Genomic DNA, 26,261 nt, shown 5'->3' with positions numbered 1-26,261 from the left:
CCGATTAGGCTGGCGGCATGACTACCCGCCCAGCCGCATCGACCTCGGCCCGATCCGTCGAGGACCATCGCCGGCGCGTCGAGCAGCTACTGCGGCCGATCGCCGTGCGCGATGTGGAGGACGTGCCGGTGGCCGAGGCGCTCGGCCGCCTGTTGGCCGGCGAGGTGCGGGCGCCGCTGGATCTGCCGGTGTTCCGCAACTCCGGGATGGACGGCTACGCCGTACGCGCCGAATCGGTGACCGTGACGCCCGCGACGCTGCCGCTGGCCGGTGTGGTCGCGGCCGGGCAGCCCGGGCAGACGCCGCTGCCGCCGGGCGCGGCAATGAAGGTGATGACCGGCGCGCCGATTCCGCCGGGGGCGGACTGCGTGGTCCCGGTCGAGGACACCCGCGCGGACGAGCAGACGGTCACTATCGAACGAGGCCGTCGCACGGGCGATTTCGTGCGCGAACCGGGTACCGACGTGCGGGCCGGTGAACTGCTGGTCGCGGCGGGCACGCTGGTCGCGCCGCGGCATATCGCGGCGCTGGCCGCGGTGGGGCTGCCCCGGCTCGCGGTCTTCCGGCGGGTGCGCGCGGCGGTGCTCACCACCGGTGACGAGTTGATGCCCGCCGGATCCCCGCTGCGGCCGGGACAGATCTACAACTCCAACGGCATCGCGTTGGCCGCGGCGCTCGCGGCCAACGGCGTCGAGGTGATCTCGGTCGATCACAGCCGCGACGATCCGGCCGAATTCCGCGCGAAACTGGATCGCGCGACGGCCGCCGCGGATGTGGTGTTCACCTCGGGCGGGGTGTCCAAGGGCGATTTCGAGGTGGTCAAGGACGTATTGGCCACGCTCGGTGGGGAATTCGGCTCGGTCGCGGTGCAACCCGGTGGGCCGCAGGGGATCACGGTCGTCGACGGGGTTGCGGTACTGAGCTTCCCGGGCAATCCGGTGAGCACCATGGTGTCGTTCGAGGTCTTCGCCCGACCGATGCTGCGCGAGCTGTCGGGCCTCCCCGCGGTGCCGAAAGCCGATGTGCCGCTGTTGGACCCGGTGCGCTCCCCCTCCGGTCGCAGGCAGTTCCTGCGCGGGCGGATGGAGATCGACGGGGTGGCGCTGGCCTCGGGTCCGGGATCGCATCTGGTGGCCGCGATGGCACATGCCGACGTGCTGATCGATATTCCGGCGGAGGTCACCGAGCTGACGGCCGGATCGGTTGTGGAAGTCTGGGAGCTATGACGGAGCTGTCGCATCTGGATTCCGAGGGTCGGGCGCGCATGGTCGACGTGAGCGCCAAATCCGACACCACGCGTGTGGCGGTCGCGGCCGGACAACTGCGCACGACCGCCGAGGTGGTCCGCCTGGTTCAGGCCGACGATATGCCCAAGGCCGATGTGCTGGCCACCGCTCGCATCGCGGGCATCGCGGGCGCGAAGAAGACCTCCGAGCTGATCCCGCTGTGCCACCAACTCGCTCTGTCCTCGGTCAACGTCAGCTTCGGCTTCACCCCCGACGCCATCACCATCGAGGCCACCGCGAAGACCAAGGGCCCCACCGGCGTCGAAATGGAGGCCCTCACCGCGGTGGCCGTCGCGGGGCTGACCCTGCACGACATGGTCAAGGCGGTCGATCCGGCGGCGACGCTGACCGATGTGCGGCTGCTGACCAAAGATGGTGGTAAACGGGGACATTGGGAGCGTGCCGGATCCGGCCATCGCACGAACGCGTCCGCACCGCCGGACGATCGCGACCCCTCCGCCGACGACGACGATCGGATCACGAAGCAACACCGGCACGCCCACGCAGCGGGTGGGAAGCATGAGGCCGCGGAGGGATCGCGATCGGCCGTCGTGGTGGTCGCGTCCACCGGCGCCGCGGCGGGCACCCGGGTCGACAAGACCGGCCCGGTGCTGGTGGAATGGCTTACCGCTCAGGGATTTTCGGTGCGCGGGCCGCTGGTCTACGCCGATGCCGATATCGCCGACGGGCTGGCGGACGCGCTCGACGGCGAGCCCGGGCTGGTGATCACGACCGGCGGTACCGGGGCCTCGCCCACCGATGCGACGCCCGAGGCCACACTGGCCGTGCTGGATCGGGAACTGCCCGGTGTGGCGGAGACGATTCGACTGCGCGGCACCGCGACCTTCGCACTGGCGGCACTCAGCCGCGGCGTCGCCGGTTTGGCGGGACGTACGGTCGTCATCAATCTGCCCGGTTCGCCCGGTGGCGTGCGCGATGGGATCGCGGTCCTGGAACCCCTGATCGATCATCTGCTGGCGCAGGTCGCCGGAGGAGGCAGTCATGAGTGAGCTGGTGCGGCTCACCGGAATCGTGGACACCACACTGGATCCCGCGGCGGTCGAGGCGGCGGTGAGCGGACCCGAATACGGTGCGGTCGTGGTGTTCACCGGCAAGGTGCGCGATCATGATGGCGGACAGTCGGTTTCGGCCCTGGAGTATTCGGCCCATCCGCAGGCCGAGCGGTTCCTGCACACGATCTGCGCCGAGATCGCCACGGCCGCGGGGCTGCCCGTGGCGGCCGTGCATCGCATCGGCTCGCTCGGCATCGGCGATCTGGCCGTCGCGGTCGCCGTCGCCGCACCGCATCGCGCCGAGGCCTTCACCGTCTGCGCCGAACTCGTCGATCGCATCAAACACGAGGTGCCCATCTGGAAGCGTCAGCTGTTCGCCGACGGCCTCTCCGAATGGGTGAACGCCTGCGGCTGAAATCGCCTGCGGGCCCGGTCATTCCCCGTCGGCGCGGCCCAGATTGCGTTCGATGGCCCGCAACGCGCTCACGAATCGCTCCCGCTCGGCCGCGTCCAGCGTGATCAGCGCGCGATCGACCAGCCGATCGCTCTCCTCCTCGATGACCCGCTCGAGCTTCCGCCCGCGGTCGGTGAGATGCAGTCGCACCAAACGACGATCGGTGGCATGCGGTTCGCGGCGCAGCAGGCCGGCCGCCTCCATCCGGGTGGTCGCCCGGGTGACCGTCGGCGTCGACAACCCCAGTCGTCTGGCGATCTCGCCCGGGGCCAGGCCGTCCTCGGCCCACAGGCAGCGCAGGATGAACTGCTGCCCGTCGTAGACGCCGTGGCGAGCGTAGGCCGTGGCGGCGGCGTTCATCAGGGCCTGTTTGGCAGCCCAGAAGGCATTCTGGAATTCGGCGCCGGACTGGTCGTTCATGGTGGACCCAGCCTAGGGTATTGATATCGTTAGCCGACTCACGTTATGGTCGTTACTCGGCTAACGAACATTGGGACAGGTAATGAAGCTGGGTTTGACCCTCTCCGATTTCTCCTACGACGTATCCCCCGAGCAGCTCGGCCCGCTCGTCGCCGGCCTCGCCGAACAGGCCGACGAGGCGGGATTCGACAGCCTGTGGGTAATGGATCACTTCTTCCAGATCCACCTGACCGGCCGCCCGCCGCAATCCCCGCTGCCGGAAGCCTATGCGACACTGGGCTTTCTGGCCGGGCGCACCCGCCGCATTCGACTCGGCACCCTGGTCACCTCGATCGCCTACCGGCATCCGGGCGTACTGCTCAAACAGGTCACCGCGTTGGACGTATTCAGCGGCGGCCGAATGTATTTCGGCGTCGGCGCGGGCGCACGCTTCGATCCGGAACCGATGGGACCGGGAACCCGCTGGGAGGCAGAGGGTCTGGGCATTCCGTTCCCGAGCCTGGCCGAGCGATTCGAGCGACTGGAAGAGGTGCTGCGCATCGCCGAACAGATGTGGAGCGAGGACGAAGCACCCTACTACGGAACGCATTACACATTGATGCGCACACTGAACTCGCCCAACTCGATTCAGCGCCCGCATCCGCCGATCCTGGTGGCGGGCAGCGGCGAGCGCAAGACCCTGCGGTTGGTCGCCCGCTACGCCGACGCCTGCAATCTGTCGGATATGCCCGATGTCGGCCTGGGCGGCGATATCGGCCACAAACTCGAGGTGCTGCGCAAACACTGTGCCGAGATCGGCCGGGACTACGCCACGATCGAGAAGACCGTCGGCACACGTTTCGATCCGACCGCTCCCGACCGACTCCTCGTGCGCCTGCGCGAACTGGCCGAACTGGGCGTCGATCACGCGGTGCTGGCCCCGACCCAGCCGTGGACCACCGAGCGCCTGGCGACCCTCGGCGCGCTACTGCCCGAAATCCACGCGCTCGGAGCCTGATTCGACCGTGCGCGAGCGCGCGAACGCCCCGATCCGGGTGTGATTGAACACCAGATTCAGCCCGAACGACGTGGCCGCGGCGAGGGTGATTCCGCTGGTAAGCAGGATCTGCGCCGCCACCGCGATCCGGCCGGGCGCGCCGAACGAGGCGGCTTTGGCGTCACTGCCGACGATCAGCCCGCCCGCCACGCCGATCAGCGAGATGCCGACCACGGTCAGCACCGTCCCCGACACCAGCGGCGGAAAGAATCGCACGATCAACGCGAACGGCCACGCCAGCGCCACTCCGACCACGCCGCCGATCAGCATCGATCCGTACACCGCGGGCAGACCGTACTGCTGGGCGATGAGAATCATGGGCGTGAGCGCCACGAATGTCGCACCGCAGACGATCGGCAGCCGGGCGCCCACGACCCGCCCGACGCCGAGGCTCTGCACGACTGTGATCAATCCGGCGACCAACAGGTCCGCGCCGATGAGAATCCCGATCGTGGTCCGATCCAGGCCCGCGGCCGCGCCGAAGACCAGGGGCACCGTGACGCAGCCGGTATACATGATGAGAACGTGCTGGATGCCGAACAGCAACAGCCGGGAAAACGGCAATCGGGTATCGACGGACTGTGGTGTTGCCATGGGGACTCCGTGACGATAGGGAACAGCGGGAGTGAGCATGACCGAATTGACCGGCAAGATAGTCCTCGGCCCGAATCAGTACGGCAAGGCCGAAAATCGCCTGGTGCGCATTTACCGCGACACCGATCGGCACGAGATCCGCGATCTCAACGTATCGACCTGTCTGCGCGGTGACTTCGAATCCGCCCATGTGACCGGCGATCAGGGCGCCGTCCTGCCCACCGATTCGCAGAAGCAGACCGTCTACGCCTACGCAAAGATCCACGGTCAGGGCAGTATCGAGGAGTACGGCCTGGCCCTGGCTCGGCATTTCGTCGACGACATCGCGCCGGTGGATTCGGCGCGCGTGGAGATCGAGGAGTACGGGTGGGAGCGGGTCTCGGCCGAGGGCCGTCCGCACGAGCACACCTGGACGCGCACCGGGCCGGAGGTGCGGATCGCGGCGATCACGGTGCGCGGCACGGGATCTCAGCGCCGCGAGTGGGTGATCGGCGGGGTCAAGGATCTGGTGATCCTCAAGTCCACGGGATCGGAATTCGCGGGCTTTCTCACCGATCCGTTCACGGTGCTCGAGCCGACCGAGGATCGGGTGATGGCCACCAGTCTGATCGCGCGCTGGCGCTTCGCGCACGCGCCCGTCGATTGGGACGCCACCCATGCCGGGATTCGCGCGGTGCTGGTGGAGCGATTCGCGGTGCTGCAGTCGAAGGCGCTGCAGCAGACGCTGTTCGATATGGGTCGCGCGGCGCTGGAGGCGTATCCGGGCTTGGCCGAAATCCGGCTGTCGGCGCCCAATAGGCATCATTTCGCCTTCGACCTCGGACGATTCGGCATCGACAATGCGGGTGAGGTGTTCCACGCCGCAGACCGGCCCTACGGCCTCATCCAGGCGAGTGTGCTGCGCGAGGACGCGCCCGACGCCGGAATCGCGTGGGATCCGTATACCGGGGCGGTGTAGGTAGGCGGTTCGAACATGCCGCCACGCTAGAGGCGCGGTGTTGCGGGCCGGTTTCCGCGATGTCACGCCGAACGTGACTATTCGGGCAGATCGGCGTATTCGAGGGAGTCGCTCAGGTCGCGGGGTACGTAGTGCCAGACGCCGAGCAGGGTCTGGGCGTCCAGCGGGTCGGGGTCGGTATGCGCGGTGGCTTCCAGGCGCCGCGTGACGACTTCGGCGTCCAGGCCCGCGCCGATCAGGACCACGCAGGTCTGCTCGGATTCGCCTCGGGCGGTGAGTGGTTCGAAGACCACATGGCGGCCGACCATGTGCAGCAGGAACTTTCGATGTTCGCCCGCCACCGCGAACACGACGGGCCCCTTCGCTCGGAACAGACCCGGTGGGGGTTTCTCGAGGAATTCCACCAGGGCGCGTGGGTCCAGAGGTGTTGCGCTGGTGAAGGTTACGGTGTCGTAGTCGTCGTGCAGATGCCGGTGGCCGTCGTCGTCGTGATGGTGATGTTCGGCCAGGAGTTCGTCGAAGCTGAGCTGTTCGGCGACGGTCGGCTCGCCGCGCCGAGGCACGTCGAACAGCAGTCGCGGGTCGATACGGCCGTGCGTGGTCGCGTACACCGGCGCGGGCTCCACCGTGGCGGTGAGTTCGGTGCGCAGCCTGGCCAAATGCGGTTCGGGGATCCGGTCGGCCTTGTTGAGTACGACCAGATCGGCCAGGCGCAGATGGGCGGCGAGCTCCGGATGCAGCGCGCGGCTGTCCTCGAAATGTTCGGCGTCGACCACCTCGAGCAGGCCGCCGTAGTGGATGCGCGGATTGTCGCTGCCGAGCACCATGCGGATCAGATTGCGCGGTTCGGCCAGTCCGCTGGCCTCGACCACGATCACATCGATGCGATTGCGCGGCTGGGACAGTCGCTCGAACATCTCGTCCAGCTCGCCGACGTCCACCGCGCAGCATACGCAGCCGTTGCCCAGCGACACCATGGCATCGACCTGGCCGGCTACCAGCATCGCATCGATATTGACGGCGCCGAAATCGTTGACCACCACGCCGATCCGCGCGTCTCGCTGCCGCAGCAGGTGATTGAGCAGGGTGGTCTTCCCGGCGCCCAGAAATCCGGCGACGATCAGTACAGGAATGCCCCGAGCCACCCCGCTCACCTTACCGGCGGATCAACGCGCTACTTCGTCCACGGGGTGATGAGCGTGGCGACCAGGTTGTAGGCGAGATTGATCAGCTCCGAATTGACCGTGGCGTCGCCGAGCCCCAGCGTTTTGGCCAGGGGCAGCAGCAGATGCATGGCCGTGGTCACGAGCGTGCCGACGGCCGCGGCGGTGTCGGAGGACTGGCCCGTGCCTCCGGTTCCGGGAAGCGTTCCCGTTCCTGGCGCGCCCTGGGTCCCCGGCAGAGTCGGCGAGGATTGGGTACCCGGCATCGGTTGCGTTCCCGGCATCGCCTGGTAACCCGGCGGAGGCGACGAATACATCCCCGGCGAGACGGCATTCGGCGGCGTCTGCGCGTAGCCGTCCTGACCACCCGGCGCGATTCCGGGCGTACTGCCCGGCCCGGTCCGCGCCGGTTGCCGCGGATCGACGAGCGGCACCTGTCCCCCGCCCTGCGACCCGCTGGGCGGCAACGGAATGTTCTGCCCCGAACCCGAGGGTGTGGAGGCCGCGGGAATCTGCGCACCCGGATCGATCGCGGCCGACTGCCCAACCTCCGGCGAGCCCGCCGCGGAAAGCGAATTCCCCTGTCCCGCGGGCGGCTGCGCCCCGGGCACCATGCCCTGCATATTCGGAACGGCCTGCGTCCCGCCCGGTCCAGCCGCGGCGGGAACCTGCGACCCACCCTGCCCGGTAGCACCGCCCGGCAGTGGCGACCCGCCCTGCCCCGCGACTCCGATCGGCGGCAACGAACCGTTCTGCCCCGCGGGCACACTCTGCGGTTGCGACCCGCCCTGCCCCGCAGCTCCGATCGGCGGCAACGAACCGTTCTGCCCCGCGGGCACACTCTGCGGTTGCGTCCCGGCCTGTCCTGTGGCGGCTGGAATCCGCGGGTGGTTCTGCCCCGCCGACGGCTGCGAGTTGTCCTGCACCGCGGCCGAGGGCTGCGAATCTGCTTGTCCCACAGCGCCGATCGGACGCGGCGAACCGTTCGGGCCAGCGGGCGCGCCCTGCGGCTGCGAACCCGCATCTCCGGCCGGGAGCTGCGAACCCTGCGTCGCGGTCATCCCGTCGACCGAGATGTTCAGCAGGTAACCCACCAGCCCCGTGGTGATGGCGACCGCGTGCTTCAGGCGGCCCTCGGGGGTTTCGAGGGATTGGGCGTCGTCGGGGTTCTGGCCATTGCCCATTTCGAGGAAGACTTCCGGGACCTCGGTGAGGGCCGGGCCCGCGATGTCGTCGCGGGTCATCAAGGCGTCGACCGCGCCGCCGTAGTTGGCGGCGGGGAAACCGGCGCGCAGGTAGGCGGCGCGCATGGCCTTGGTGGCGGCCAGGCCGGTGGTCGATTGGACCTGGGCGGCCTTGGCGTCGGGCACCGGCAGTTGCGGAACGATCAGGTGGAAACCGCGGGCGTTCGCGGGCGCGCCGTCGGCGTGGATACTCATCGCGACGTCGGCGCCGGAGGCATTGGCCGCGGCGGCGCGCTCGTCGACGCAGCCGCCCCAGCCGGTATCGTCCTGGCGGCTCAGCAGCACACGCGCGCCCAGCGCCTCGAGCGACTGCTTGACCATCTGGGCGACATTCCAGTTGATGGAATGTTCGGCGACCCCGTGCATGGTGGTCATGCCGGTGGTCTGGCACGCTTTCGTCCCGCCGCGCCCGTCGTTGACCGGACGATCGAGCTGCTGGGTGTGATTGACACCCTGATGGCCCGGATCGAGGAAGACCGTCTTCCCCGCGAGTCTCGTGGACATCACCGCCGAGGGCGGCGCGCCGACCGGCGAATCGGCGAGGGCGGCCGCCGGAATCGCGGCGGTGGCCGTCGCTGCGACGGTGAGGCAAAGGCAGGACCTGATGATGCTTGGATGCTTCATGTGCGGACGGCGCACCCGAACGGGAGCGCCCCTCCCTTCCCACTAGTAACACCAAACCCAGTGGTTCACTCTGACAACGTCAGTATCGCATGGCAAGCCCGGTTACCCAACCGTTACCGCGAATCGGAAGTATCGACGGCCCGCATTCCGGCCCTCACGCGCGCAGGATGCGATCCCCGTCCACCCGAATCGCCCGCGTGTCGAGCGGGCGCGGGGCGGGACCGGCCGCCACACTGCCGTCCAGGTGATAGCGACTGCCGTGACATGGGCAGGCGATCAATCCGTCGGCGATCGCGGCGACCCGGCACCCCAGATGCGTACAGGTCGCGGAGAGCCCGAGGAACGACCCGGCGACGGGCTGGGTGACGACGGTATCCCCGACGATCACCCCGCCCCCGATCGGCACATCGGCGACCCGAGTCAGCACATCCTCAGCAATCGATCCGTCGGTGGCCGCCCGAGGCGCGTCCGCACCACTCGAGCAGGCGGCCGAACCCATTGCGGCAACGGCGATTCCGGCACTCGCGAGCGCGGTGCGACGATCCAGCGGCCGATCGGACATGGGAGACTCCCTCGATTCCCGGGCGCGGCGCCGAGCGGCCCCGCCGATACCTGATCGACGGACCGGAAGGGTCTCCGGTTCAACCGGATCCGCACTCACGCGCCCAGCGGCAACCTCCGCAGCGACCGCAGCGCGTAGTGCACGCGGGTCTTGACCGTCCCGACCGGAACACCGAGATCGGCGGCCACGTCCTGATAGGCGCGATCACGCAGGATGACCTGCTCCACCGCGTCACGCTGGGCGTCGGGCAATCCGGCGAGCAACTGGGCGACCAACAACCCGTCGGTCAGCGCCTCGGCGAAATCCGGCCCGGCCGAGCGGGTATCGGCGTCGACGAGTTCGTCCCAGCTGGTCTCGGCGGGCCGGACCGCGCGCATGCGCGCGATATCGGTGAGCACATTGCGTTCGATGGTCAGCAGCCAGGTCCGGACGCTGCCCTTGTCCGGGTCGTAGGTGGCGCAGCCGCGCCAGGCCCGCAGCAGGGTCTCCTGGACCGCGTGTTCGGCCAACCCCGCATCGCCCCCGAGCCGCCGCGCCGCACGCCAGTGCAGCAGTCCCTGATCGGCATCCAGAACCGCGGCGAGTCCCTCGTCGGTGCACAATCGCGCACACCGCGGGCCGCAGGCCGGAACACTGTCCCGGGAAACAGGGCGAAGACCTCTCATGTCAGTCATATCGTGGCGCGCGAGCAGAACGACATCGGCAGAACGCGACCAAATTAATTTTTGCGATTCGACCGAACTGTCCGGTCGTTTCTGATAGACCCGTGCCCGGAACATATGGGGACCTTTCGAGGAGGATCGCCGTGCGCGCACGCACGTTCGTCGTCGCCGGGGCAGTGGCCTCCGCGGCCACCATGCTCGGCTCCGGTATCGCATCCGCCGATCCGGCGACCATCCCGGGTGACGGGTTCTACCGGGTGGGCGTCGATATCCAGCCCGGCATCTACCAGGCGCCCGGCACGCCCGATCCGGAACACGGCTGTTTCTGGCGGCGCGTGAACAAGGAGTGGACTCCCGTCGACCCCAATCACAATGTCGTCGCCAGCGACTTCACCCACACCACACCGGTGCGCACGCTGATCAAGCCCACCGACGCGGCCTTCGAGACCCGCAACTGCGGCGCGTGGGTGATGGTTCCGCCACCGCCGAACACCGGCTCCTACGGACCCGGCGGCTGGTTCGGGAGTGAGTACTGACGATGTGAGGGGGCGCGATGTGAGCGCTCACATCTAAGGTACTGTGGCGCCGTGATCAGCACGCGCCGCAGGCTCGCCGACGGCAGGGAAATCCTCTACTTCGATGCCGAGCCGACGCCCCGCAATGCCGTGGACACCCGAGATCTGCCGAGTACCACCACGCATTCGCAAGCCCGGTTCGACCCGCTGCTCCGGGAATGGGTGGTGATCGCCTCGCATCGCCAGACCCGCACCTTCCTGCCGCCCGCCGATCTGTGCCCGCTGTGCCCCTCCACGCCGGAGCGCGCCACCGAAATTCCCGAATCCGATTATCAGGTGGCGGTTTTCGAGAATCGTTTCCCCTCGCTGTCCACCGCGGCCGACGCGGCGTTCACGAGCGCGGTCGAGGGCGCGCCGCTGACCCCGCTGCGCGACGGATTCGGTCGTTGCGAGGTGGTGTGTTTCACCAGCGCGCACGACAGTTCCTTCGCGCGACTGGATCCCGAGCGGGCCCGGCTGGTGGTCGACGTCTGGGCCCAGCGCAGTGCGGAACTGGCCGAAATCGACGGCGTCGCACAGGTTTTCTGCTTCGAGAACCACGGCGAGGAGATCGGGGTGACGCTGTCGCATCCGCACGGCCAGATCTATGCCTACCCGTTCGTCACACCCCGGATCGCGAAGATCTCGGAGAATCTCGCCCGGCACCGAAAGTCACACGGCGGCAATCTGTTCGGTGATCTGCTGGCCGACGAGCGGGCCGCGGGGACGCGCGTGGTGGCCGCGAACGAGGAATGGACGGCCTTCGTGCCACCGTTCGCCCGCTGGCCCTACGAGGTGCAGCTGTTCCCGCATCGGCAAGTGCGCGATCTGCCCGAGCTCGACGACGCCCAGCGCGACGGATTCGCGGCGCTGTACCTGGATGTGCAGCACCGCTTCGCCCATCGCTTCGACACCCCCATGCCCTACGTCGCCGCGTGGAATCAGGCGCCGACCCCGAAATCCGGTGCGCCGCGCGAAGACTGGTGGCTGCATCTGCAACTGTTCTCGATTCGTCGCGCCCCGGGAAAGCTGAAATACCTCGCCGGATCCGAATCGGGTATGCAGGTGTTCATCAGCGACACCACCCCGGAGACGGTGGCGGCGGAACTGCGGGAGGTGCGATGAACGGCGTATGGGTCGCGCCCGGCCGGGTCAACATCATCGGCGAGCACACCGACTACAACGGCGGCTACGCGCTGCCGATCGCCCTGCCCCAGGTGGTGACCTGCGCGGCGCACGCGACCGCGGACGGTTCGGTGCGGGTGTCCTCGCGCCAGCATCCGGACGAGCCGGTGTCCCAGCCGATTTCGGGTCTCGCCGCAGCCGAGGTGGCGGGCTGGGCCCGCTATCCGCTGGGCGTGGTCCACGAATACGTCCGGCGCGGCCACCGAATCCCGGGCGTGGTACTGGGATTGGACGGCGCGGTGCCGGTGGGCGCGGGGCTGTCGTCGTCGGCGGCGGTGGAGTGCTCGGTGGCCGTAGCGCTGCGCGATCTGTTCGATCTGCCGGTCACCGCGGCCGATCTCATCGATATCGGCCGGGCCGCGGAGAACGACTACGTCGGCGCGGCGACCGGCACGCTGGATCAGTCCGCGTCGGTGCTGTGCACGGCCGGACACGCGCTGTTCCTGGATTTCCACACCGGCGAGCGGACTCAGGTGCCCTTCGATCTGGCCGCGGCCGGACTGGAATTGCTGGTGATCGACACCGACACCCCGCATCAACTCGCCGACGGCGGATATGCTCGGCGTCGCCGCGAATGCGAACAGGCCGCCGCCGCGCTGGGTGTGCCGTCATTGCGCGAGATCTCCGATGTGCGCGCGGTCGACCGCATCGACGATCCGGTGGTGCGCCGACGCGCACGGCATATCGTGACCGAGAACGCCCGGGTGCTCGATGTGGTCGAGAAGTTGCGTCAGGGCCGCGATCCGCGCGCGATCGGACCCGTCCTCACCGCCGGACACGCGTCGCTGCGCGACGATTTCGAGATCTCCACACCGCAACTGGATACCGCCGTCACCACCGCGCTGGCGGCCGGCGCGCACGGGGCGCGGATGGTCGGCGGCGGATTCGGCGGCAGCATCATCGCGCTGACCGATGCCGAACACACCCGCGAGGTCGCGCGGGCGGTCGAAAAGCGGTTCCAGGAGGCCGGTTTCACCCCGCCGCGCACCTTCGTGGCGGTGCCGTCGGCGGGTGCGCGCCGGATCTCCTGAGCGACAGACGAATAGCGAATTCCGACGCGCCCGAGTAACGAATCGGCCACCTTTGTATCGCCACAGGACGCTTTCTTGCGAATATGGCGAATTGAATTCGGTTGAGCCTACAGCCAATTGGCGCGGCCGCCCGTCGCGGCTTTCCATCGTCGACGGACCCGCAGCCGGTGCTGCAGCAATCGGTCCGCTCAGCGGTCTTCGCAGCTCCGATGGCAGCTTCTCGATCTCGACCACACATCGGCACGGATACGGCAACATCGCCCGGCGGCATCGATCCGATTCGCGGACCGCCGGCGCGCCCACGACCACGGACGTACCGGGCTGCGAATTCGGCGAACGCTCTACAGGTCCGGGAAACCGGCCGGTATGGTGAAAGCGCGATTAGCGCGGCTTTCCCGGGGAAACCTACCGAAATCCCGCTGTGCCGGAGAGCCGAGACAAGTGCCGACCGGATTCCCTCGGCCTTCTTCGAAGGCGCTGTCGTTACTTCTGCAACCCTCGTTGGGAGGTATCCATGACCGATCCGTATACCGCCGTGATGGCCGGTCACTTCGATATCGGTTGGCGCAAGTCCAGTTTCAGCGGGCCCGACGGCCACTGCGTGGAATGTGCGCGCCTGACCGATGGCAGAGTCGCCGTGCGAAACAGCAATCATCCGCAGGCGGGCACCCTGCTGTTCACACCCGCCGAGTGGGAAGCCTGGGTGCGGGGCTGCCGCGCCGGAGAATTCGACGATATGTCGGGCTGATCGGCACAGGCCGAGGTCGGACGTTATCGTCGTGCCATGACCAGGCGCAGGATTCTCATTACCGGGGCCAGCTCCGGACTCGGTGCGGGTATGGCCCGTGAATTCGCGGCGCGCGGACGCGATCTCGCCCTGTGCGCCCGCCGCGTCGACAAACTCGAGGAATTGCGCGCGGAACTGGTGGCGGCCCATCCGGGAATCACCGTCGCCGTCCGCGGCCTCGATGTGGACTCGCATACCGAGATACCCGCCGCGTTCGCCGCCCTGCGCGACGAACTCGGCGGACTCGACCGGGTGATCGTCAATGCCGGACTCGGTAAGGGCGCGCGCGTGGGCGCCGGCCGCGCCGATGCCAATATCGCCACGGCCACAACCAATTTGGTCAGTGCCCTGGCGCAGGCCGAGGCGGCGCTGCAGATCTTCCGTGAGCAGCGGTCCGGACATCTGGTGCTGATCTCCTCGATGAGCGCGGTGCGCGGGCTGCCGGGTAAGAAGGCGGCGTATGCGGCGAGCAAGGCCGGACTGTCCGCGCTCGGCGAGGGTCTGGCGACCGAACTGCGCCGCGATCCGATCGCCGTGACCACGATCGAGCCCGGATTCATCGCCACCGATCTGTCGGCCAAGGCCGACGACACCCGGCTGCTGGTTCCGCTGGACAAGGGCGTGGCGGCCATGGTCGCCGCGATCGAACGCGAACCGGTGCGCGCCCGCGTGCCCGCCTGGCCATGGCGGTTGGTGGGTGTGGTCCTGCCGCTGCTGCCGCGGGGCGCGGTGGCGCGGGTGAGCTGAGGTCTTACCGCACGGGTAATCGACTCGGCGCGGGCCGGTTCGGCAGACTCGACATCATGATCGATACCGCGGGTACGCAGCTGTTCCACCAGACCATGCCGTTCACCGAGAAGCTCGGCGTCGAGGTGCTCGAACACGGCCGCGAGGTGGTGCGCAGCCGCCTGGCCTGGGACGAGAGTCTGTGCACCCTGGGCGGCGTCCTGCACGGCGGAGTGCTGATGTCGCTGGCCGACGCCACCGCGGCGGTCTGCGCGTATCTGAATCTGCCCGAGGGCAAACAGGGCACCACGACCGTGGAGTCCAAGACGAACTTCCTGCGCGCCGTGCGCTCCGGCTTCGCCACCGCGACCGCCCGGCCGCTGCACACCGGGCGCAGCTTCATCGTCGTGGAGACCGAGATTCGCGACGATACGGATAAGCTCGTCGCGAAGGTGACCCAGACCCAGGCGGTGCTGTAGTGGCGAGATTCAAGACATGGGACGGCCTCGAGCTGAGCTATCGCGAATGGCCCGGCGACGGAATCCCGGTGGTGTTGCAGCACGGGATCGTCGCCGACACCAATGCCAACTGGATGAGCGTGGGTGTGGTCGACGCCCTGCAGGCGGCCGGGCGGCGGGTGATCTCACTCGACGCGCGCGGCCACGGCCGCTCCGATAAACCGCATGATCCGGCCCGGTACTCCTGGTCGGCCATGGGCGCGGATGTGCGCGCGCTGTTCGACGAACTCGGCCTGGATCGGGTCCATCTGGCCGGTTATTCGATGGGCGGCATCATCGCGCTGCTGGTCGCTGGGGCCGACGAACGGGTCGAACGGCTGGTGGTCGGCGGAATCGGTTGCGGCGTGGTCGATCTGGGTGGCATCGACCAGCGGGCGATCACCTTCGAACAGTTGGTCGGCGCGATGCGTGGCGAGGCGGATCGGGTGCCGCCCCCGGGTGCGATGTTCCGCTTGCTCGCCGAGGCCGTCGGCGCGGACCTCGCGGCCATCGCCGCCGTGGCGACGGGTCTGAACGAGGCCCCGATCGACGACCTGTCCCGAATCACCATGCCCGCCTTGGTTCTCGCGGGCGCGGAGGATCAGTACGCGGCCGAGCCCGAGCGCTTGGCCGCCGCACTGCCCGACGCCCGCGCGGTCGTCGTGCCGGGCGATCACCTGGTGGCCGTGACCGATCCGGGCTTCCACAGCGCGCTGGTCGACCACTTCCGCTGAGCCCCAACCGTTCCCGCCGCGAGGCGGTATCGATGCCCGGCCGCTTCGATCGACTGCGCCGCGAAGAGGTTCTCCCCGCGCCGACACTCGCGCAGACCGTCGCCGTGCGGCCCGCAGTTTATATCGAGGCGTTGCGGCCCAGGGTGTTCGCGCCAGTCACCACGACAACTGGTTTCCGCTGCCGACCTCCCGCGGGGAGGCGTATCGGAAACCGTTGACGGCCGAGCCGGCCCGCATTCCGGCGGACCATCGCCCCGAACCGCGCATGCTCACCGGCCGGGACGATTACCTCGCCCCGGCCGGCTGAGCTTCTGAGTCAGGCGACGCTCAGGGCGACTCGTCCCACATTGCGACGGGTCGCCACGAGTTCCATGGCCTCGGCGAGTCGGTCGAAGGCGAATACGCTGTGCCGTGGCCGAATACTCCTCTGCGCCAACAGCTTCCACAGCTGCTCGCGATAGGAACCGATCAGATCCGGCTGGCTGCGTGCGAGCAGGCCGACCGAGAATCCGGTGACCGTTTTCAGCTCGGCGAGCAGACCACCCGCGTCCACACTGCCGCCACCGGCACTGTAGACGACCAGACGTCCGTGCGGCGCAAGGCTTTCCACCCGGCGCTGCACGAAATCGCCACCCACACCGTCGAGGACGACATCGAAGCGCTCGGTCAGCGGCCGATCGTAGGTGACGACCTCGTCGACCCCGCATTCGCGCAGGAATTCCGCCTTGTCGGCGGACCCGACCGACCCCACCACCCGGCGTGCCCCGAGCCCCCGGGCGATCTGAACGGCCAGATGACCGCTACCGCTGGCCGCGCTCGTGACCAGGATCGACTCCCCCGCACCGAATCGCCCGGCACGCAATGCCCCCAGCGCGACCAGACCCCCGCGCACCACGGCCAGACCGTCGGCGAGATCCACGCCCGCGGGTAGCTCGGTCATCAATTGCGGTAGGGCGAGCGCGTATTGGGCATAGGCGCCCTCGAGTACGACGCCGCCCACGACCTTGCCGACCCAGCTCTCGTCCACCTCCGCGCCGACCGCGACAACGGCGCCGACCACCTCGGCCCCCGGTTCGGCGGCGTTACCCGACCGCAGCATGCGCAGCAGTCCGAGGTGGACGCCGACCAGTTCGGTGCGGATCAGCAGCTGCCCCGGGCCCGGCATCGGCTGCGCGGCAGACACGATCTCGGGACGAGCGGAGAATTGAATCTTGTGCACTGACCGCACCCTTTCGATGAAAACTTACGACGAGGGTAACTTTATGCTTGAACACTTCAGTAGGTCAAGCGCAAATTTATGTCGATGGTAAGATTTCACTCATGAGCACACCACCGGGCCTGCGAGAGTCGAAGAAGCAGGAGACCCGACAGTCGATCTCCGATCACGCCACCCGCCTGTTCATCGAGCGCGGTTTCGAGACCACGACCATTGCCGAGGTGGCCGACGCCGCCCGGGTCGCGAAGAAGACGGTGACGAACTACTTTCCGCGCAAAGAGGATCTGGCGATCGATATCCACGAGCGGTTCGTGGCCTGGCCCGCCGAGACCGTCGCCGACCGCCCGCGCGGCAGTACCGCCCTGGCTGCCCTGCGCGCGGAATTTCTCTCGGCGGCAAAACGATTCGATCCGGTGACGGGGTTTTCCGGGCCGGAGTTCTGCCGCATGATCGCCGACAGCCCGACGCTCACCGCGCGGCTACGCGAACTGCACGACCTGCGCGAACAGGCCCTGGCCGCGGCGCTGCCCGGCGACGAGATCACCCGCAGGGCCGCGGCCGCCCAGCTGACCGCGGCCCTGCGCCTGCTGTTCCAGCGCGTCCTGGAACTGACCCTGGCGGGTCGGTCCCGAAAAGCCGTCGCGCGCACCGTGGTCGAGGAGGCCGAGCAGATCTTCGACCTGCTGGCCCCCGCGCTCGACGACTACGCGAAGGCCTGATTCACCGCCGTCACCAGATCGGGTGCGCGCAGGTCGATACCGCCCTCGACGATGTGATTGGTGACGTAGGCGAAGGCCAGCTTGCGAGTCGGATCGGCGAAGGCGAGCGATCCGCCGCGGCCGGGGTGACCGAAGGTATGCGGGCCGCCGAGCGGGAAGGCTTCGGTCGGGAGCATATAGCCCGAGGCGTAGCGATCCGGCATGCGCATGACCTCATCGATACCCGCGGCTTGCTCGCGCGTCGCATCGGCGAGGGCTTCCGGCGAGAGCAGCCGCACACCGTCGACCTCGCCGATCAGCGCCGCGTAGAGCCGGGCCAATCCGCGCGCGGTGCCGATACCATTGCTGGCGGGGATCTCCGCGGCCTGCACATCAACGGCATTGAAATCCGGATCGGCGGGATCGGTGACCTGGAAGGCGCGATTGGCCAGCGATTGCGGATCCCGCATGGCGGCGACCACCTCGCGCAGGGCCTCGGGAATCAGATCCGGCGGCGCTTCGGACAGGTCCGGCTTCGGCGCGTACACCATTCGACTGACCCGGGGCCGTTCGGATTCGGGCAGGCCGATGAAGAAGTCGATGCCCAGTGGTCCGGCGATATCCTCGGCGAGGATCGCGCCAACGGTCCGGCCCGCGGCCCGGCGGATCACCTCGCCGACCAGCCAGCCGTAGGTGCGACCGTGATACCCGTGCGCGGTTCCCGGCTCCCACACCGGTTTCTGACGGGCCAGCGCCTCGACCATCGGATCCCATGCCAGCGCGTCCGACAGCGCGACCGGCTCGTCCAGCACCGGCAGGCCCGCGCGATGCGACAGCAGCCAGCGCACCGGAATCTCCGCCTTGCCCGCGGCCGCGAACTCGGGCCAGTACCGCGCGACCGGCGCGTCCAGATCGAGTTCCCCGCGCTGGGCGAGCAGATGCGCGATCGTCGCGGTCACGCCCTTGGTCGCCGAGTACACCAGTTGCAGCGTGTCCCGCTCCCAGGCCCGCCCCGCCTCCGAATCGGCCAGGCCGCCCCAGAGATCCACCACCGGGCGGCCGTCGCGATATACCGCGACGGCCGCGCCGATATCCCCGTACTTGTCGAAGTTGGCGGCGAATGCCTCCCGCACACCTTCGAAGCCCGGCTCCACCGTTCCATCGATCGTCATGACTCGATCTTTCCTCAGTGGTGATCGTGATGCGCGTGCGCCGACTCCGGGGCGCCGTTCATACCGCGCAGCATGCCGATTCCGCCGGTGCGCACGAAGCGGAAGACCAGCAGTGCGGCCAGGAGCAGGAAGACGATGTTCAGCCAGGTGGTGTAGTTCCAGCGAATGCCCTCCTCCATGACCATGGCGTGCCGGTGCTGCGGAATGAGACCCGTTGCGCCGAAGAGGATTTCGACCGCGTAACCCGCGCCGACCATGGCGACGTAGAAGGTACCGAGGATGATCAGCGTCATGCGCATGCCGTAGTACTTGCGGTAGATGTTGAGGATCGGCAGGATCAGCAGATCCGCGAAGATGAACGCGGTCACGCCGCCGAAGCTGATGCCGCCGTTCCACAGCACGGCCGCCAGCGGCACATTGCCGATCGAGCAGACGAAGGCCACGATCGCCACCACCGGACCCACAATCGGACCCCACACCGCCGACAACAGCGGATGATCGGTCAGAAAGAAGTTCTGCCAGAACGAATTCGGCACCCACGCCCCGATCGCGCCCGCGACCAGCAGGCCGATGATCAGGTCGCGCAATATCGCCGCCCATTCCATGACGAACACGTGCGACACCGCGGTGAACCCGCGCCCGGAGACCAACCGCCGCAGGAACGAGCCCTCACCGGTCACCGACATGTCCATGGCCGCATGGCCTTCCATCGAGCCGGCCAGACCACGATCCGCCTGCTCGCGCGCGGCCCGAACGACCTTCTCGCGCACGAAGATTCGGAACAGGACGGCGATGAACACGATCATGATCGGCCCGCCCACGAATTCCGCCGCGGTGAACTGCCATCCCATCAGCAGCGCCAGAATGATTCCGAGCTCCACCACCAGATTCGTGGACCCGATCTCGAACGCCATGGCCGCCGTGAAGTTCGCGCCCTTGCGAAACAACGACCGCGCCAGCGCCACCGCCGCATACGAGCACGACGACGAGGCGGCCCCCAGCACCGACGCCACCGCGAGCGTCCGTGGTCGATCGTCCCCCATCAACCGCACGATCGTCGACTTCCGCACCACCGCCTGCACCACCGCCGACAGCGCGAACCCCAGGATCAGGGCCCACAAGATCTCCCACGTCATCGACCCGGCCAACGCCAGAGCATGCCCAACCGCACCCACGCCAACCTCCTTCCACACGCCACACGACCCGATATCGCGGACCCAAGGAAACCTATACCCCCTATAGGTATAGATCAAGCAGGCGCCCCCCGACCCACACAACCTCCCCCGCGACCCACCGCCTCAGGCGCAGCCAGCCCTCCTTTTCAGATACCCGAAGCCCCCGACACCAAGGCCCCCGCCCGCTCGGCATACGAGATCGGATCACCGTCCGGCATCAAATCGAACTGCGAAATACCCAGCGCCGCATACGTTTCCGCATCTCGCAGGAATCCGTCGCGATCATCCACCGAACCGAAGTACAGCGCCGTCTTGCGGATGGCGTCGTAATCGCGGCCCTCGGATTCGCAGTGGGATCGCAGGACGTCGAGTTTGTGGGTGATCTCCTCGACGCTCGAGGCGAACAGATTGCAGGCGTCGCCGTAGCGGGCCACCAGGCGCAGGGTTCGTTTCTCGCCGCCTCCGCCGATGAGGATGGGCGGGCGGGGGCGGGTCAGCGGTGCGGGTACGCAGAGGGTTTCGGCCAGTTGGTAGTGCTCGCCCTTGTACGGTCCGTTGTTGTCGCTCCACATCTGCAGGCAGATCCGCAAGGTCTCCTCGAGCCGCTCGAACCGCTCGGCCACCGGTACCACCGGAACGCCGAGGGCGAGTTGTTCGCGCTCGTACCAGGACGCGCCGATGCCCAGTTCCGCGCGGCCGCCGGAGAGGACGTCGAGGGTGGTGACGATCTTGGCGAGCAGGCCGGGGTGGCGGTACATCACGCCGGTCACCAGGACCGACAGGCGGATTCGCTCGGTCACCGCGGCGACGTAGCCGAGGGTTGTGTAGGCCTCCAGCATCGGCTCGTCGGCGGTGCCGCGATGCTCCATCTGGAAGAAGTGGTCCATGACGGTGAATCCCGCGAATCCGGCCTGTTCGGCGATGCGGGCGGTCTCGGCCAGCGTCGCGGCGATGCGCGCCGGATCGGCCGGAGTCGAATAGTTCCAGTAGTGCAAGCTCAGATCCACAGCGTCTCTCCTCCGTCGAGAACATGGATATCCGACCGGGGGGACCAACATGAATATCCGATCCGGCGCACCCGGTCACCGATCCACCCTAGTCCCGCGGCCCACCACACCGGCTCCGAACAGGGCGAATGCCCCAACACGGCGGCGAAAGCCCCCGCACCCCAGCCCAACCCGACCGCATCGCCGAGATATCCCGCCGTGACCGGCAATACGGCGGCGGGAACGTAACCGCCGATGTTCAAGGCCGCGTTCGCCTCGGCCCGACGCGCATCGGGCACCCGGGTGAACAGCAGCGTCAACCCGCCGAACTGCCCGAGCCCCTGCCCGGCCCCGGCCAGTACCGCGGCCACCACCAGCGCGATCACCGAATGCGCCGACAACGCGACGGCCAAGGCCGCCATGGCCGCGACCACCGCGCACGCCCCCGCCAGCAGCACCCGCCGCACCGGCCACGGCCGCGCGGCGAACTGCGCACCCGTCGCCGCGGCGAACATGGCGAAGGCCATCGCCCCGGCCACGATTCGATTACCCGTCCCGAGCAGACCGACCAGCAGCGACGGACCCAACGACAGCACGAACGAGGTCGAGGTGATCCCCGGCGCGAACACCGCGACACCGAGCAGCAGATCCCGTCGATTCGCCCGGGGAACTGTCGGAATACGCACCAGCCCAGCGGTTCTCACCTTCGGAGCCGTCAGCGGCAGCCGCATGACGACGACCCCCGCCGACACCAGCAACACCGCCTCGACCACGAACACCACCACGGTCGGCCCCGCGACCACCTCCGACAACACCCCGGCCAGCAGCGGCCCGGTCCCCGCGCCGAACACCATCGCCGTCGATGCCGCCAAGGCCGCCAACCCTTTTCGCCCCGGCCCGGCCACATCGGCCACGGCCGCCATCCCCGCCGACACCGTCGCACCCACCGCGACCCCGGTCAGCACCCGCGCGATCCCCAGGACCACAACCGAATTCGCCGTCGCGAACAACGCGCAGGCCACCAGCGCCAGCATCAGCCCCGGCAGCAGCACCGGCCGCCGCCCGATTCGATCCGAGAGCACGCCCGCGACCAGCAGCGCCGCGATCAGCCCGACGATATAGCCCGCGAAGATCACCGTCAGCGTCCCGGCCGAGAACCCCAACCGCTCACGCCACAGCGGATACAGCGGGGTCGCCGCATTGGACAGCACGAACACCACGAGAACGGGCCAGGCCGCGAACCAGATCCGACCGGGCGGAACGCGGTCGGGCGCGAGTGTGTGCGCCGGGGTCAGGGTAGCCATCCGAACCTCCACGAGTAGTACGTAAAAACTCGTACTTGTACGAGTGGAGTCGAACTGTAGCACCAGTACGTGAAAAGTCGTACTGTGTTCTCATGACCCGCACGACCCCCCGCACCGCCTGGGCCCGCCACGCCGAACCCCCGGGCACGCCCGAACCGCTGCCCGAACCGGCCGTCGCGGACATCCGGCTCGAGACGGTGCTCGGCGCGCTCAGCGATCCGCTGCGCCTGGGCATCGTGCGCACCCTGCTGCTCGAGGCCGAGGACTACGACCACACCTGCGGCTGGTTCGGCATACCCCGGCCGAAATCCTCACTGACCCATCACTTCCGGGCCCTGCGCGAGGCCGGGGTGCTGCGCCAGCGCCAGTACGGTCTGGAGCGTCGCAGCCAGGTCCGCATCGACGATCTCGAGGCCCGCTTCCCCGGACTGCTCGAACTGGTGGCCGACTGGACGCCGAGCGAGTGATACTGACGCCCATGGCGATCTCGATTGCGGACCGGCTGGCGATTCACGAACTGCTCGCACTGCACGGACATCTCAGCGATGCCGGGGATTTCGACCGGATGGGCGAGATCTTCGTGGCGGAGGTGGAATACAACCTGACCGAACTGGGCGGGAGCGTGGTACAGGGCCGGGACGCGTTGCGGGATATGGCCCTCGAACTCGGCGACCGCAATCCGCTCGCGCACCATGTGACCAATGTCGTGGTCTCGGCCCTGGACGGCGATGCTGCCCTGGTGCATTCGAAGGGCATCGGAATCGGGGCCGACGGCACGGTCGCGAGCGTCACCTACGAGGACATCGTGCGCCGCACCCCCGACGGCTGGCGGATCACCCACCGTCGCGTGGTGCCACGCCGAAAGCCGTTGACTCCCTGACCTATTCGAACTCGGACCGATGCGCCACCGCCCACTCGCCGAACCCGCGGGGCGAGCGTCCGGTCACCTCCTCGACCGTGGCGTGCATCCGCGCGGTGAACTCCTCCAGCGCACCGGCCCGCAGCGCCATGACCGCATCGGCCACCTCCACCGCGAGCCCGGCGTCCAACAGCGCCCGCCGCGCGTCCTCGGGCGAGGTCTCGACATAGCGCAGCGGCCGCCCGAGCGCCTCGCCCAGAATCGCGGTCTGCTCACCCGGACTCAACGCCTGCGGGCCGCCGAGCAGATAGCCGCAACCCTCATGTCCCGGTTCGGTGAGCGCGCACACCGCGACGGCCGCGATATCCTCCGGATCCACCACCGCGATTCGGCCGTGGCCGTAGGGCGCGTACACGGTGTCGTGATCACGGATCGACCGCGCCCAGTGCAGTGCGTTGGACATGAATCCCAAGGGCCGCACCATGGTCCAGGCCAGACCGCTCTCGCGCACCGCTCGCTCCCCCGCGCGATGCCAGCGCGGAATCGGATCGTTCGCGGTCTCGTCCTCGACTCGCCCCGAGGACAATTTGACGATCTGCGCCACCCCCGCCACCGCGGCCGCCCGCGCCAGATTCGCGTCGTGGCGCGGAATCTCGGGCCCGTTGGCGACCGCGAACACCCGCTCGGCCCCGGCCAGCGCGGCGATCAGGCCGTCGGTATCGTCCAGGTCCGCCCGGACCACCTCGACTTCGGCGGGCAGCCTGGCGCTTTCGGGTCGCCGCGTCGTGGCCCGCACCCGCACGCCCCGATCACACAGCCGCCGCACCACCGCACGCCCAACGGTCCCGGTGGCACCGGTCACGACAATCATCCCAACTCCTCGGCTCGACCGACCGCGGGCGACTCCCGCGTCCCGGCCAGCCTGCGACCGCCGGATGATTCGAACCATTCACCGCATCGAATCGAACCGAATCCGCCACACTTTCGCTTCGAGCGCCGAGTTTCGGTCGATATCGCGCCGCGAAGTCGAGAAAGCCCACATCACTTCGAGCGACGAACCTAGCGGTGCTCACCGTGCATCACCGGCTCCTGCGCGAACACCTGCCCCTCGCGGAGTTCGACCGCGTTGCCTCGCCGCTGGACGAACCGATCCAGGGCCACCGCGAGACAGTCGTCACCGCCTCCGGCATCCCTACGCAGGCGCTCGATCCTGAATCCCAATTGCTCGAGTACTTTTCCCGGCCGCCCACCGATCTCCACGGCGGCGCCCGCCGGGCGGAACTGGTCACTCGCGGCGCGCTGGGTCTGGGGCAGCGCCTGCTCCCCGTGCAGCTGAGCGCCCCGATACCACAGCCGGATCGGCACCGGCCGCGCGCTGCCCAGCCGATGCGGCAGCGGCGTGCGCACCACGACCCGGGCCAGATTGCCCGACACCATGATCGTCACCCCGAGCGCCGCGGTGAACACCACAACGCTGGTGACGAACATGGCCCCGGTATAGCGGTGGACGTCGGCCTGCACGCTGCCCACCGGCGCGGTGACCGGGAAGGAGGCCACTATCGGCGGCAGCGTACTCAACCCCAGGGCGTAACCCAGTTGCGCCACACCGAATTTCGCGGCCGCCACCGCGCCCGCACCGGTCGGCGGCACCGCGGACACGATCAACACCGACTGCGCGTTCTGCGCCCACATCAGCCCGAATCCGATCAGCGCGCCCGCGGCCGCGTACAGCCACAGCTCGGTCCGCTCGGCAACGAAGATCAGGATCAGCGAGCCGAGCCCGCAGCACATCAGCCCCGAGGCCAATACCGCGCGCGCCGAGGTCCCGTTCTCCTGCGCCTGCCCCGCCAGCACCGCGCCGAGCAGCATGCCCAACGACAGCGGCACCAGCGCGAGGGCGACCGTCAGCACCGGCCCGTTCACATAGTCGGCGAGCAACGCCGCGGTCTGGCGCAGATAGACCGTCTCGGCGAACGCGAACACCACCCCGGCCAGACACGCCGCGACGAAGGGCAGCGAATCCAGCAGCGCCACCGGGAAAGCGGGCCGCCCCCGCCGCCGCTCCCACCGTACGAATACGGAGAACGCCAGCACCGACAGCGCCAGCGTGCCGAACGCGCCCGGGCTGTTCCAGCGATAGTCCACCGAACGGCCGACGGCCACCAGCGCGGCCACCAAGGCGACCGCGCCGAAAATCACCCCACCCGTATCGAATCGCCGCGGACCGGCGGGACGGCTGTCCGGAACCGCGAGCCAGCCGAGTACCGCCAGCGCCAACGCGATCCACGCCATCACCAGATAACCGTTGCGCCAGGGTGTTTCGGAGCTGACGACCTGTAATCCGATGCCACCGACCATCACCCCGACGGCCTGGATACCCAGCCACACCCCGAACACCCAGGGCAGTTCGTGCCGGAAGTACAGCGCGGACACCAGGGCCAGCGCGGTGACCACCGTCGCCGCCACACCCATCCCCGTGAGCGCCCGGCCGAGCAGGAACGCATTCGAATCGGGCGCGAAGGCGGTGAGCATGCTGCCGAGTGCGACCGCGAGCCCGCCGCACAGCAGCATTCGCCGTCGGCCGGTGCGGTCACCCAGCATGCCCACGGCCAGAATGCACGCCGCCGAGACGAGGGCCCCGATGCCGGCGGCCGTCGCCGCGACACCGGGGCCCATGTCCAACTCCTCACGTGCCCCGGGTAGTGCGACCGAATGCACGGCCGTATCGAGGCCCTGGACACACGACAGCAGCGCGATGGTCACCAGCGCGAGGGTGCGGCGCTCCCGCCGCGCGCGCACTCCGGACGGCCAGAACTGCAGCGTCGGCGTTTCGAACGTCGTCACACGCACCCTTTCTGCGGAGAATTCCACCGGTGTTGCGGACATATTGCCCAGCGCGGTGACGAATTCCCGGAAGCACACGTGGCGCGTCGTGAATGATACGAATATTTTTCGCTAGCGCGGCTTCAGACGACCGGCCGCGACGAGGACGCGAAACGCCGCGGCCTTACGTGCGCAGTCGGTGACCGTGCAGTCCAGATGCTGCTGCATCGTGCGATGCGCCTCGGGCACCGCCAGCGGATGATCGGGCTCGGTGTGCGGCAGCGCGGCCGTCGGCGGCGACATCGGAATCAGGGCTTCGGTGAGGATGCGCTGCCGGATCTCGTCGACCGTGCGTCCGTGTGGAATTCGCTGCGGGCGCACGCCCAGTACCACCGCGGTCATCATGCCGACCATGACCATGGTCGCCGCGAAAACCTGCCAGCTGCCCATCATTTCACCTCCACCACGGCGAAATCGAAGGATCGGAAACCATATTCG

The 26,261-nt window shown here is 68.5% G+C and carries 28 protein-coding genes and 1 pseudogene; 15 read left to right on the top strand and 14 right to left on the bottom strand.

Features of this window, described 5'->3' with window-relative positions:
* Positions 1 to 17: 17 nt before the first annotated feature.
* The 3 genes from NP4_RS02775 to NP4_RS02765 are packed head-to-tail and all read left to right on the top strand — an operon-like array spanning position 18 to position 2,714.
* Positions 18 to 1,226, top strand: a complete 1,209-nt coding sequence (locus tag NP4_RS02775) for a molybdopterin molybdotransferase MoeA (RefSeq protein WP_067991259.1) — start codon at positions 18 to 20, stop codon at positions 1,224 to 1,226.
* Positions 1,223 to 2,296, top strand: a complete 1,074-nt coding sequence (moaCB, locus tag NP4_RS02770) for a bifunctional molybdenum cofactor biosynthesis protein MoaC/MoaB (RefSeq protein WP_067991257.1) — start codon at positions 1,223 to 1,225, stop codon at positions 2,294 to 2,296. The genes NP4_RS02775 and moaCB overlap by 4 nt, the downstream gene beginning before the upstream one ends.
* Positions 2,289 to 2,714, top strand: a complete 426-nt coding sequence (locus NP4_RS02765; RefSeq protein WP_067991255.1) for a molybdenum cofactor biosynthesis protein MoaE — start codon at positions 2,289 to 2,291, stop codon at positions 2,712 to 2,714. The genes moaCB and NP4_RS02765 overlap by 8 nt, the downstream gene beginning before the upstream one ends.
* A gap of 18 nt (positions 2,715 to 2,732) precedes the next feature.
* On the opposite strand, the gene NP4_RS02760 is transcribed toward NP4_RS02765, so the two are convergent.
* Complete coding sequence (locus tag NP4_RS02760; protein WP_067991253.1) at positions 2,733 to 3,173, bottom strand: MarR family winged helix-turn-helix transcriptional regulator; 441 nt, start codon at positions 3,171 to 3,173, stop codon at positions 2,733 to 2,735.
* Positions 3,174 to 3,255: 82 nt separating this feature from the next.
* Between NP4_RS02760 and NP4_RS02755 the strand changes: the two genes are divergently transcribed.
* Positions 3,256 to 4,170 carry an LLM class F420-dependent oxidoreductase gene (locus tag NP4_RS02755; protein WP_067991251.1) on the top strand — a complete coding sequence of 305 codons (915 nt, stop codon included), beginning with the start codon at positions 3,256 to 3,258 and terminating at the stop codon, positions 4,168 to 4,170.
* A gap of 93 nt (positions 4,171 to 4,263) precedes the next feature.
* Here NP4_RS02755 and NP4_RS02750 read toward each other — a convergent pair.
* Positions 4,264 to 4,803, bottom strand: a pseudogene (locus NP4_RS02750) (solute carrier family 23 protein); the annotation flags it as partial.
* Between the two features lie 37 nt (positions 4,804 to 4,840).
* Between NP4_RS02750 and pucL the strand changes: the two are divergent.
* Positions 4,841 to 5,761, top strand: coding sequence for a factor-independent urate hydroxylase (gene pucL, locus NP4_RS02745; RefSeq protein WP_067991244.1), 921 nt, complete (start codon positions 4,841 to 4,843; stop codon positions 5,759 to 5,761).
* Between the two features lie 77 nt (positions 5,762 to 5,838).
* Here pucL and NP4_RS02740 read toward each other — a convergent pair whose 3' ends face one another.
* From NP4_RS02740 to NP4_RS02725, 4 genes are all read right to left on the bottom strand, one after another.
* Positions 5,839 to 6,906, bottom strand: coding sequence for a CobW family GTP-binding protein (locus NP4_RS02740; RefSeq protein WP_067991241.1), 1,068 nt, complete (start codon positions 6,904 to 6,906; stop codon positions 5,839 to 5,841).
* Positions 6,907 to 6,935: 29 nt separating this feature from the next.
* Positions 6,936 to 8,792 (bottom strand): N-acetylmuramoyl-L-alanine amidase, encoded by a 1,857-nt coding sequence (locus tag NP4_RS43255; RefSeq protein WP_067991237.1) that lies wholly within the window; start codon positions 8,790 to 8,792, stop codon positions 6,936 to 6,938.
* Positions 8,793 to 8,946: 154 nt separating this feature from the next.
* Positions 8,947 to 9,354 carry a QcrA and Rieske domain-containing protein gene (locus tag NP4_RS02730; RefSeq protein WP_067991229.1) on the bottom strand — a complete coding sequence of 136 codons (408 nt, stop codon included), beginning with the start codon at positions 9,352 to 9,354 and terminating at the stop codon, positions 8,947 to 8,949.
* Between the two features lie 95 nt (positions 9,355 to 9,449).
* The gene (locus NP4_RS02725) at positions 9,450 to 9,956 is read right to left on the bottom strand and encodes a sigma-70 family RNA polymerase sigma factor (protein ID WP_245996933.1); all 507 of its coding nucleotides are present in this window, start codon (positions 9,954 to 9,956) and stop codon (positions 9,450 to 9,452) included.
* A gap of 203 nt (positions 9,957 to 10,159) precedes the next feature.
* Here NP4_RS02725 and NP4_RS02720 point away from each other — a divergent pair, with 203 nt between their 5' ends.
* From NP4_RS02720 to NP4_RS02690, 7 genes are all read left to right on the top strand, one after another.
* Positions 10,160 to 10,552 carry an Rv1352/Rv1906c domain-containing protein gene (locus tag NP4_RS02720; RefSeq protein WP_067991226.1) on the top strand — a complete coding sequence of 131 codons (393 nt, stop codon included), beginning with the start codon at positions 10,160 to 10,162 and terminating at the stop codon, positions 10,550 to 10,552.
* A 51-nt stretch (positions 10,553 to 10,603) separates the two neighbouring features.
* Positions 10,604 to 11,695 (top strand): galactose-1-phosphate uridylyltransferase, encoded by a 1,092-nt coding sequence (gene galT, locus NP4_RS02715; protein WP_067991224.1) that lies wholly within the window; start codon positions 10,604 to 10,606, stop codon positions 11,693 to 11,695.
* Entirely contained in the window at positions 11,692 to 12,786 is a 1,095-nt protein-coding gene (gene galK / locus NP4_RS02710) for a galactokinase (protein WP_067991222.1), read from the top strand. The genes galT and galK overlap by 4 nt, the downstream gene beginning before the upstream one ends.
* A 514-nt stretch (positions 12,787 to 13,300) precedes the next feature.
* Positions 13,301 to 13,534, top strand: a complete 234-nt coding sequence (locus NP4_RS02705; protein WP_169813642.1) for a DUF397 domain-containing protein — start codon at positions 13,301 to 13,303, stop codon at positions 13,532 to 13,534.
* Between the two features lie 36 nt (positions 13,535 to 13,570).
* On the top strand, positions 13,571 to 14,320 hold the full coding sequence (locus tag NP4_RS02700) for an SDR family oxidoreductase (protein ID WP_067991221.1): 750 nt from the start codon (positions 13,571 to 13,573) through the stop codon (positions 14,318 to 14,320).
* A gap of 56 nt (positions 14,321 to 14,376) precedes the next feature.
* Positions 14,377 to 14,778, top strand: coding sequence for a PaaI family thioesterase (locus NP4_RS02695; protein WP_067991218.1), 402 nt, complete (start codon positions 14,377 to 14,379; stop codon positions 14,776 to 14,778).
* Positions 14,778 to 15,530, top strand: a complete 753-nt coding sequence (locus tag NP4_RS02690; RefSeq protein WP_067991215.1) for an alpha/beta fold hydrolase — start codon at positions 14,778 to 14,780, stop codon at positions 15,528 to 15,530. Before NP4_RS02695 ends, NP4_RS02690 begins: the two co-directional genes overlap by 1 nt.
* 316 nt (positions 15,531 to 15,846) lie before the next feature.
* On the opposite strand, the gene NP4_RS02685 is transcribed toward NP4_RS02690, so the two are convergent.
* On the bottom strand, positions 15,847 to 16,749 hold the full coding sequence (locus NP4_RS02685) for a quinone oxidoreductase family protein (RefSeq protein WP_067991210.1): 903 nt from the start codon (positions 16,747 to 16,749) through the stop codon (positions 15,847 to 15,849).
* A 101-nt stretch (positions 16,750 to 16,850) separates the two neighbouring features.
* On the opposite strand from NP4_RS02685, the gene NP4_RS02680 reads away from it, so the two are divergent.
* A complete protein-coding gene (locus NP4_RS02680; RefSeq protein WP_067991209.1) occupies positions 16,851 to 17,465 on the top strand; it encodes a TetR/AcrR family transcriptional regulator in 615 nt (204 codons plus the stop codon).
* On the opposite strand, the gene NP4_RS02675 is transcribed toward NP4_RS02680, so the two are convergent.
* The 4 genes from NP4_RS02675 to NP4_RS02660 form a co-directional block, all read right to left on the bottom strand.
* The gene (locus NP4_RS02675; RefSeq protein ID WP_067991207.1) at positions 17,450 to 18,616 is read right to left on the bottom strand and encodes a serine hydrolase domain-containing protein; all 1,167 of its coding nucleotides are present in this window, start codon (positions 18,614 to 18,616) and stop codon (positions 17,450 to 17,452) included. The two genes, NP4_RS02680 and NP4_RS02675, sit on opposite strands and share 16 nt — an antisense overlap.
* Positions 18,617 to 18,630: 14 nt before the next feature.
* Complete coding sequence (locus NP4_RS02670; protein ID WP_281277640.1) at positions 18,631 to 19,824, bottom strand: permease; 1,194 nt, start codon at positions 19,822 to 19,824, stop codon at positions 18,631 to 18,633.
* A gap of 113 nt (positions 19,825 to 19,937) precedes the next feature.
* The gene (locus NP4_RS02665; RefSeq protein ID WP_067991202.1) at positions 19,938 to 20,798 is read right to left on the bottom strand and encodes an LLM class F420-dependent oxidoreductase; all 861 of its coding nucleotides are present in this window, start codon (positions 20,796 to 20,798) and stop codon (positions 19,938 to 19,940) included.
* A complete protein-coding gene (locus NP4_RS02660) occupies positions 20,789 to 22,081 on the bottom strand; it encodes an MFS transporter (RefSeq protein WP_082875459.1) in 1,293 nt (430 codons plus the stop codon). The genes NP4_RS02665 and NP4_RS02660 overlap by 10 nt, the downstream gene beginning before the upstream one ends.
* A gap of 92 nt (positions 22,082 to 22,173) precedes the next feature.
* Between NP4_RS02660 and NP4_RS02655 the strand changes: the two genes are divergently transcribed.
* Positions 22,174 to 22,548: an ArsR/SmtB family transcription factor gene (locus NP4_RS02655; RefSeq protein ID WP_067991200.1), complete on the top strand. Its 375-nt coding sequence runs from the start codon at positions 22,174 to 22,176 to the stop codon at positions 22,546 to 22,548.
* An 11-nt stretch (positions 22,549 to 22,559) separates the two neighbouring features.
* Entirely contained in the window at positions 22,560 to 22,961 is a 402-nt protein-coding gene (locus NP4_RS02650; protein WP_067992013.1) for a nuclear transport factor 2 family protein, read from the top strand.
* A gap of 1 nt (position 22,962) precedes the next feature.
* Here the strand turns inward: NP4_RS02650 and NP4_RS02645 are convergent, their stop codons facing one another.
* The 3 genes from NP4_RS02645 to NP4_RS02635 form a co-directional block, all read right to left on the bottom strand.
* Positions 22,963 to 23,811 carry an NAD(P)H-binding protein gene (locus tag NP4_RS02645; RefSeq protein WP_067991196.1) on the bottom strand — a complete coding sequence of 283 codons (849 nt, stop codon included), beginning with the start codon at positions 23,809 to 23,811 and terminating at the stop codon, positions 22,963 to 22,965.
* Between the two features lie 188 nt (positions 23,812 to 23,999).
* The gene (locus tag NP4_RS02640) at positions 24,000 to 25,784 is read right to left on the bottom strand and encodes an MFS transporter (RefSeq protein WP_169813641.1); all 1,785 of its coding nucleotides are present in this window, start codon (positions 25,782 to 25,784) and stop codon (positions 24,000 to 24,002) included.
* Between the two features lie 111 nt (positions 25,785 to 25,895).
* A complete protein-coding gene (locus NP4_RS02635; RefSeq protein WP_067991190.1) occupies positions 25,896 to 26,216 on the bottom strand; it encodes a hypothetical protein in 321 nt (106 codons plus the stop codon).
* Between the last annotated feature and the right edge of the window lie 45 nt (positions 26,217 to 26,261).

The organism is Nocardia pseudobrasiliensis NBRC 108224 (assembly GCF_001613105.1).
Classification (GTDB): domain Bacteria; phylum Actinomycetota; class Actinomycetes; order Mycobacteriales; family Mycobacteriaceae; genus Nocardia; species Nocardia pseudobrasiliensis.
The sequence above is the reverse complement of the archived record's forward strand: the minus strand, read 5'-3'. Positions and strand labels throughout refer to the sequence as shown.

Bases quoted from the DNA above. Each gene is read 5' to 3' on its own strand.
- NP4_RS02775 (WP_067991259.1), top strand. From the start codon at position 18: ATGACTACCCGCCCAGCCGCATCGACCTCGGCCCGATCCGTCGAGGAC.
- moaCB (WP_067991257.1), top strand. From the start codon at position 1,223: ATGACGGAGCTGTCGCATCTGGATTCCGAGGGTCGGGCGCGCATGGTC.
- NP4_RS02765 (WP_067991255.1), top strand. From the start codon at position 2,289: ATGAGTGAGCTGGTGCGGCTCACCGGAATCGTGGACACCACACTGGAT.
- NP4_RS02760 (WP_067991253.1), bottom strand. From the start codon at position 3,173: ATGAACGACCAGTCCGGCGCCGAATTCCAGAATGCCTTCTGGGCTGCC.
- NP4_RS02755 (WP_067991251.1), top strand. From the start codon at position 3,256: ATGAAGCTGGGTTTGACCCTCTCCGATTTCTCCTACGACGTATCCCCC.
- pucL (WP_067991244.1), top strand. From the start codon at position 4,841: ATGACCGAATTGACCGGCAAGATAGTCCTCGGCCCGAATCAGTACGGC.
- NP4_RS43255 (WP_067991237.1), bottom strand. From the start codon at position 8,792: ATGAAGCATCCAAGCATCATCAGGTCCTGCCTTTGCCTCACCGTCGCA.
- NP4_RS02730 (WP_067991229.1), bottom strand. From the start codon at position 9,354: ATGTCCGATCGGCCGCTGGATCGTCGCACCGCGCTCGCGAGTGCCGGA.
- galK (WP_067991222.1), top strand. From the start codon at position 11,692: ATGAACGGCGTATGGGTCGCGCCCGGCCGGGTCAACATCATCGGCGAG.
- NP4_RS02705 (WP_169813642.1), top strand. From the start codon at position 13,301: ATGACCGATCCGTATACCGCCGTGATGGCCGGTCACTTCGATATCGGT.
- NP4_RS02700 (WP_067991221.1), top strand. From the start codon at position 13,571: ATGACCAGGCGCAGGATTCTCATTACCGGGGCCAGCTCCGGACTCGGT.
- NP4_RS02695 (WP_067991218.1), top strand. From the start codon at position 14,377: ATGATCGATACCGCGGGTACGCAGCTGTTCCACCAGACCATGCCGTTC.
- NP4_RS02680 (WP_067991209.1), top strand. From the start codon at position 16,851: ATGAGCACACCACCGGGCCTGCGAGAGTCGAAGAAGCAGGAGACCCGA.
- NP4_RS02675 (WP_067991207.1), bottom strand. From the start codon at position 18,616: ATGACGATCGATGGAACGGTGGAGCCGGGCTTCGAAGGTGTGCGGGAG.
- NP4_RS02660 (WP_082875459.1), bottom strand. From the start codon at position 22,081: ATGGCTACCCTGACCCCGGCGCACACACTCGCGCCCGACCGCGTTCCG.
- NP4_RS02655 (WP_067991200.1), top strand. From the start codon at position 22,174: ATGACCCGCACGACCCCCCGCACCGCCTGGGCCCGCCACGCCGAACCC.
- NP4_RS02650 (WP_067992013.1), top strand. From the start codon at position 22,560: ATGGCGATCTCGATTGCGGACCGGCTGGCGATTCACGAACTGCTCGCA.
- NP4_RS02645 (WP_067991196.1), bottom strand. From the start codon at position 23,811: ATGATTGTCGTGACCGGTGCCACCGGGACCGTTGGGCGTGCGGTGGTG.
- NP4_RS02635 (WP_067991190.1), bottom strand. From the start codon at position 26,216: ATGATGGGCAGCTGGCAGGTTTTCGCGGCGACCATGGTCATGGTCGGC.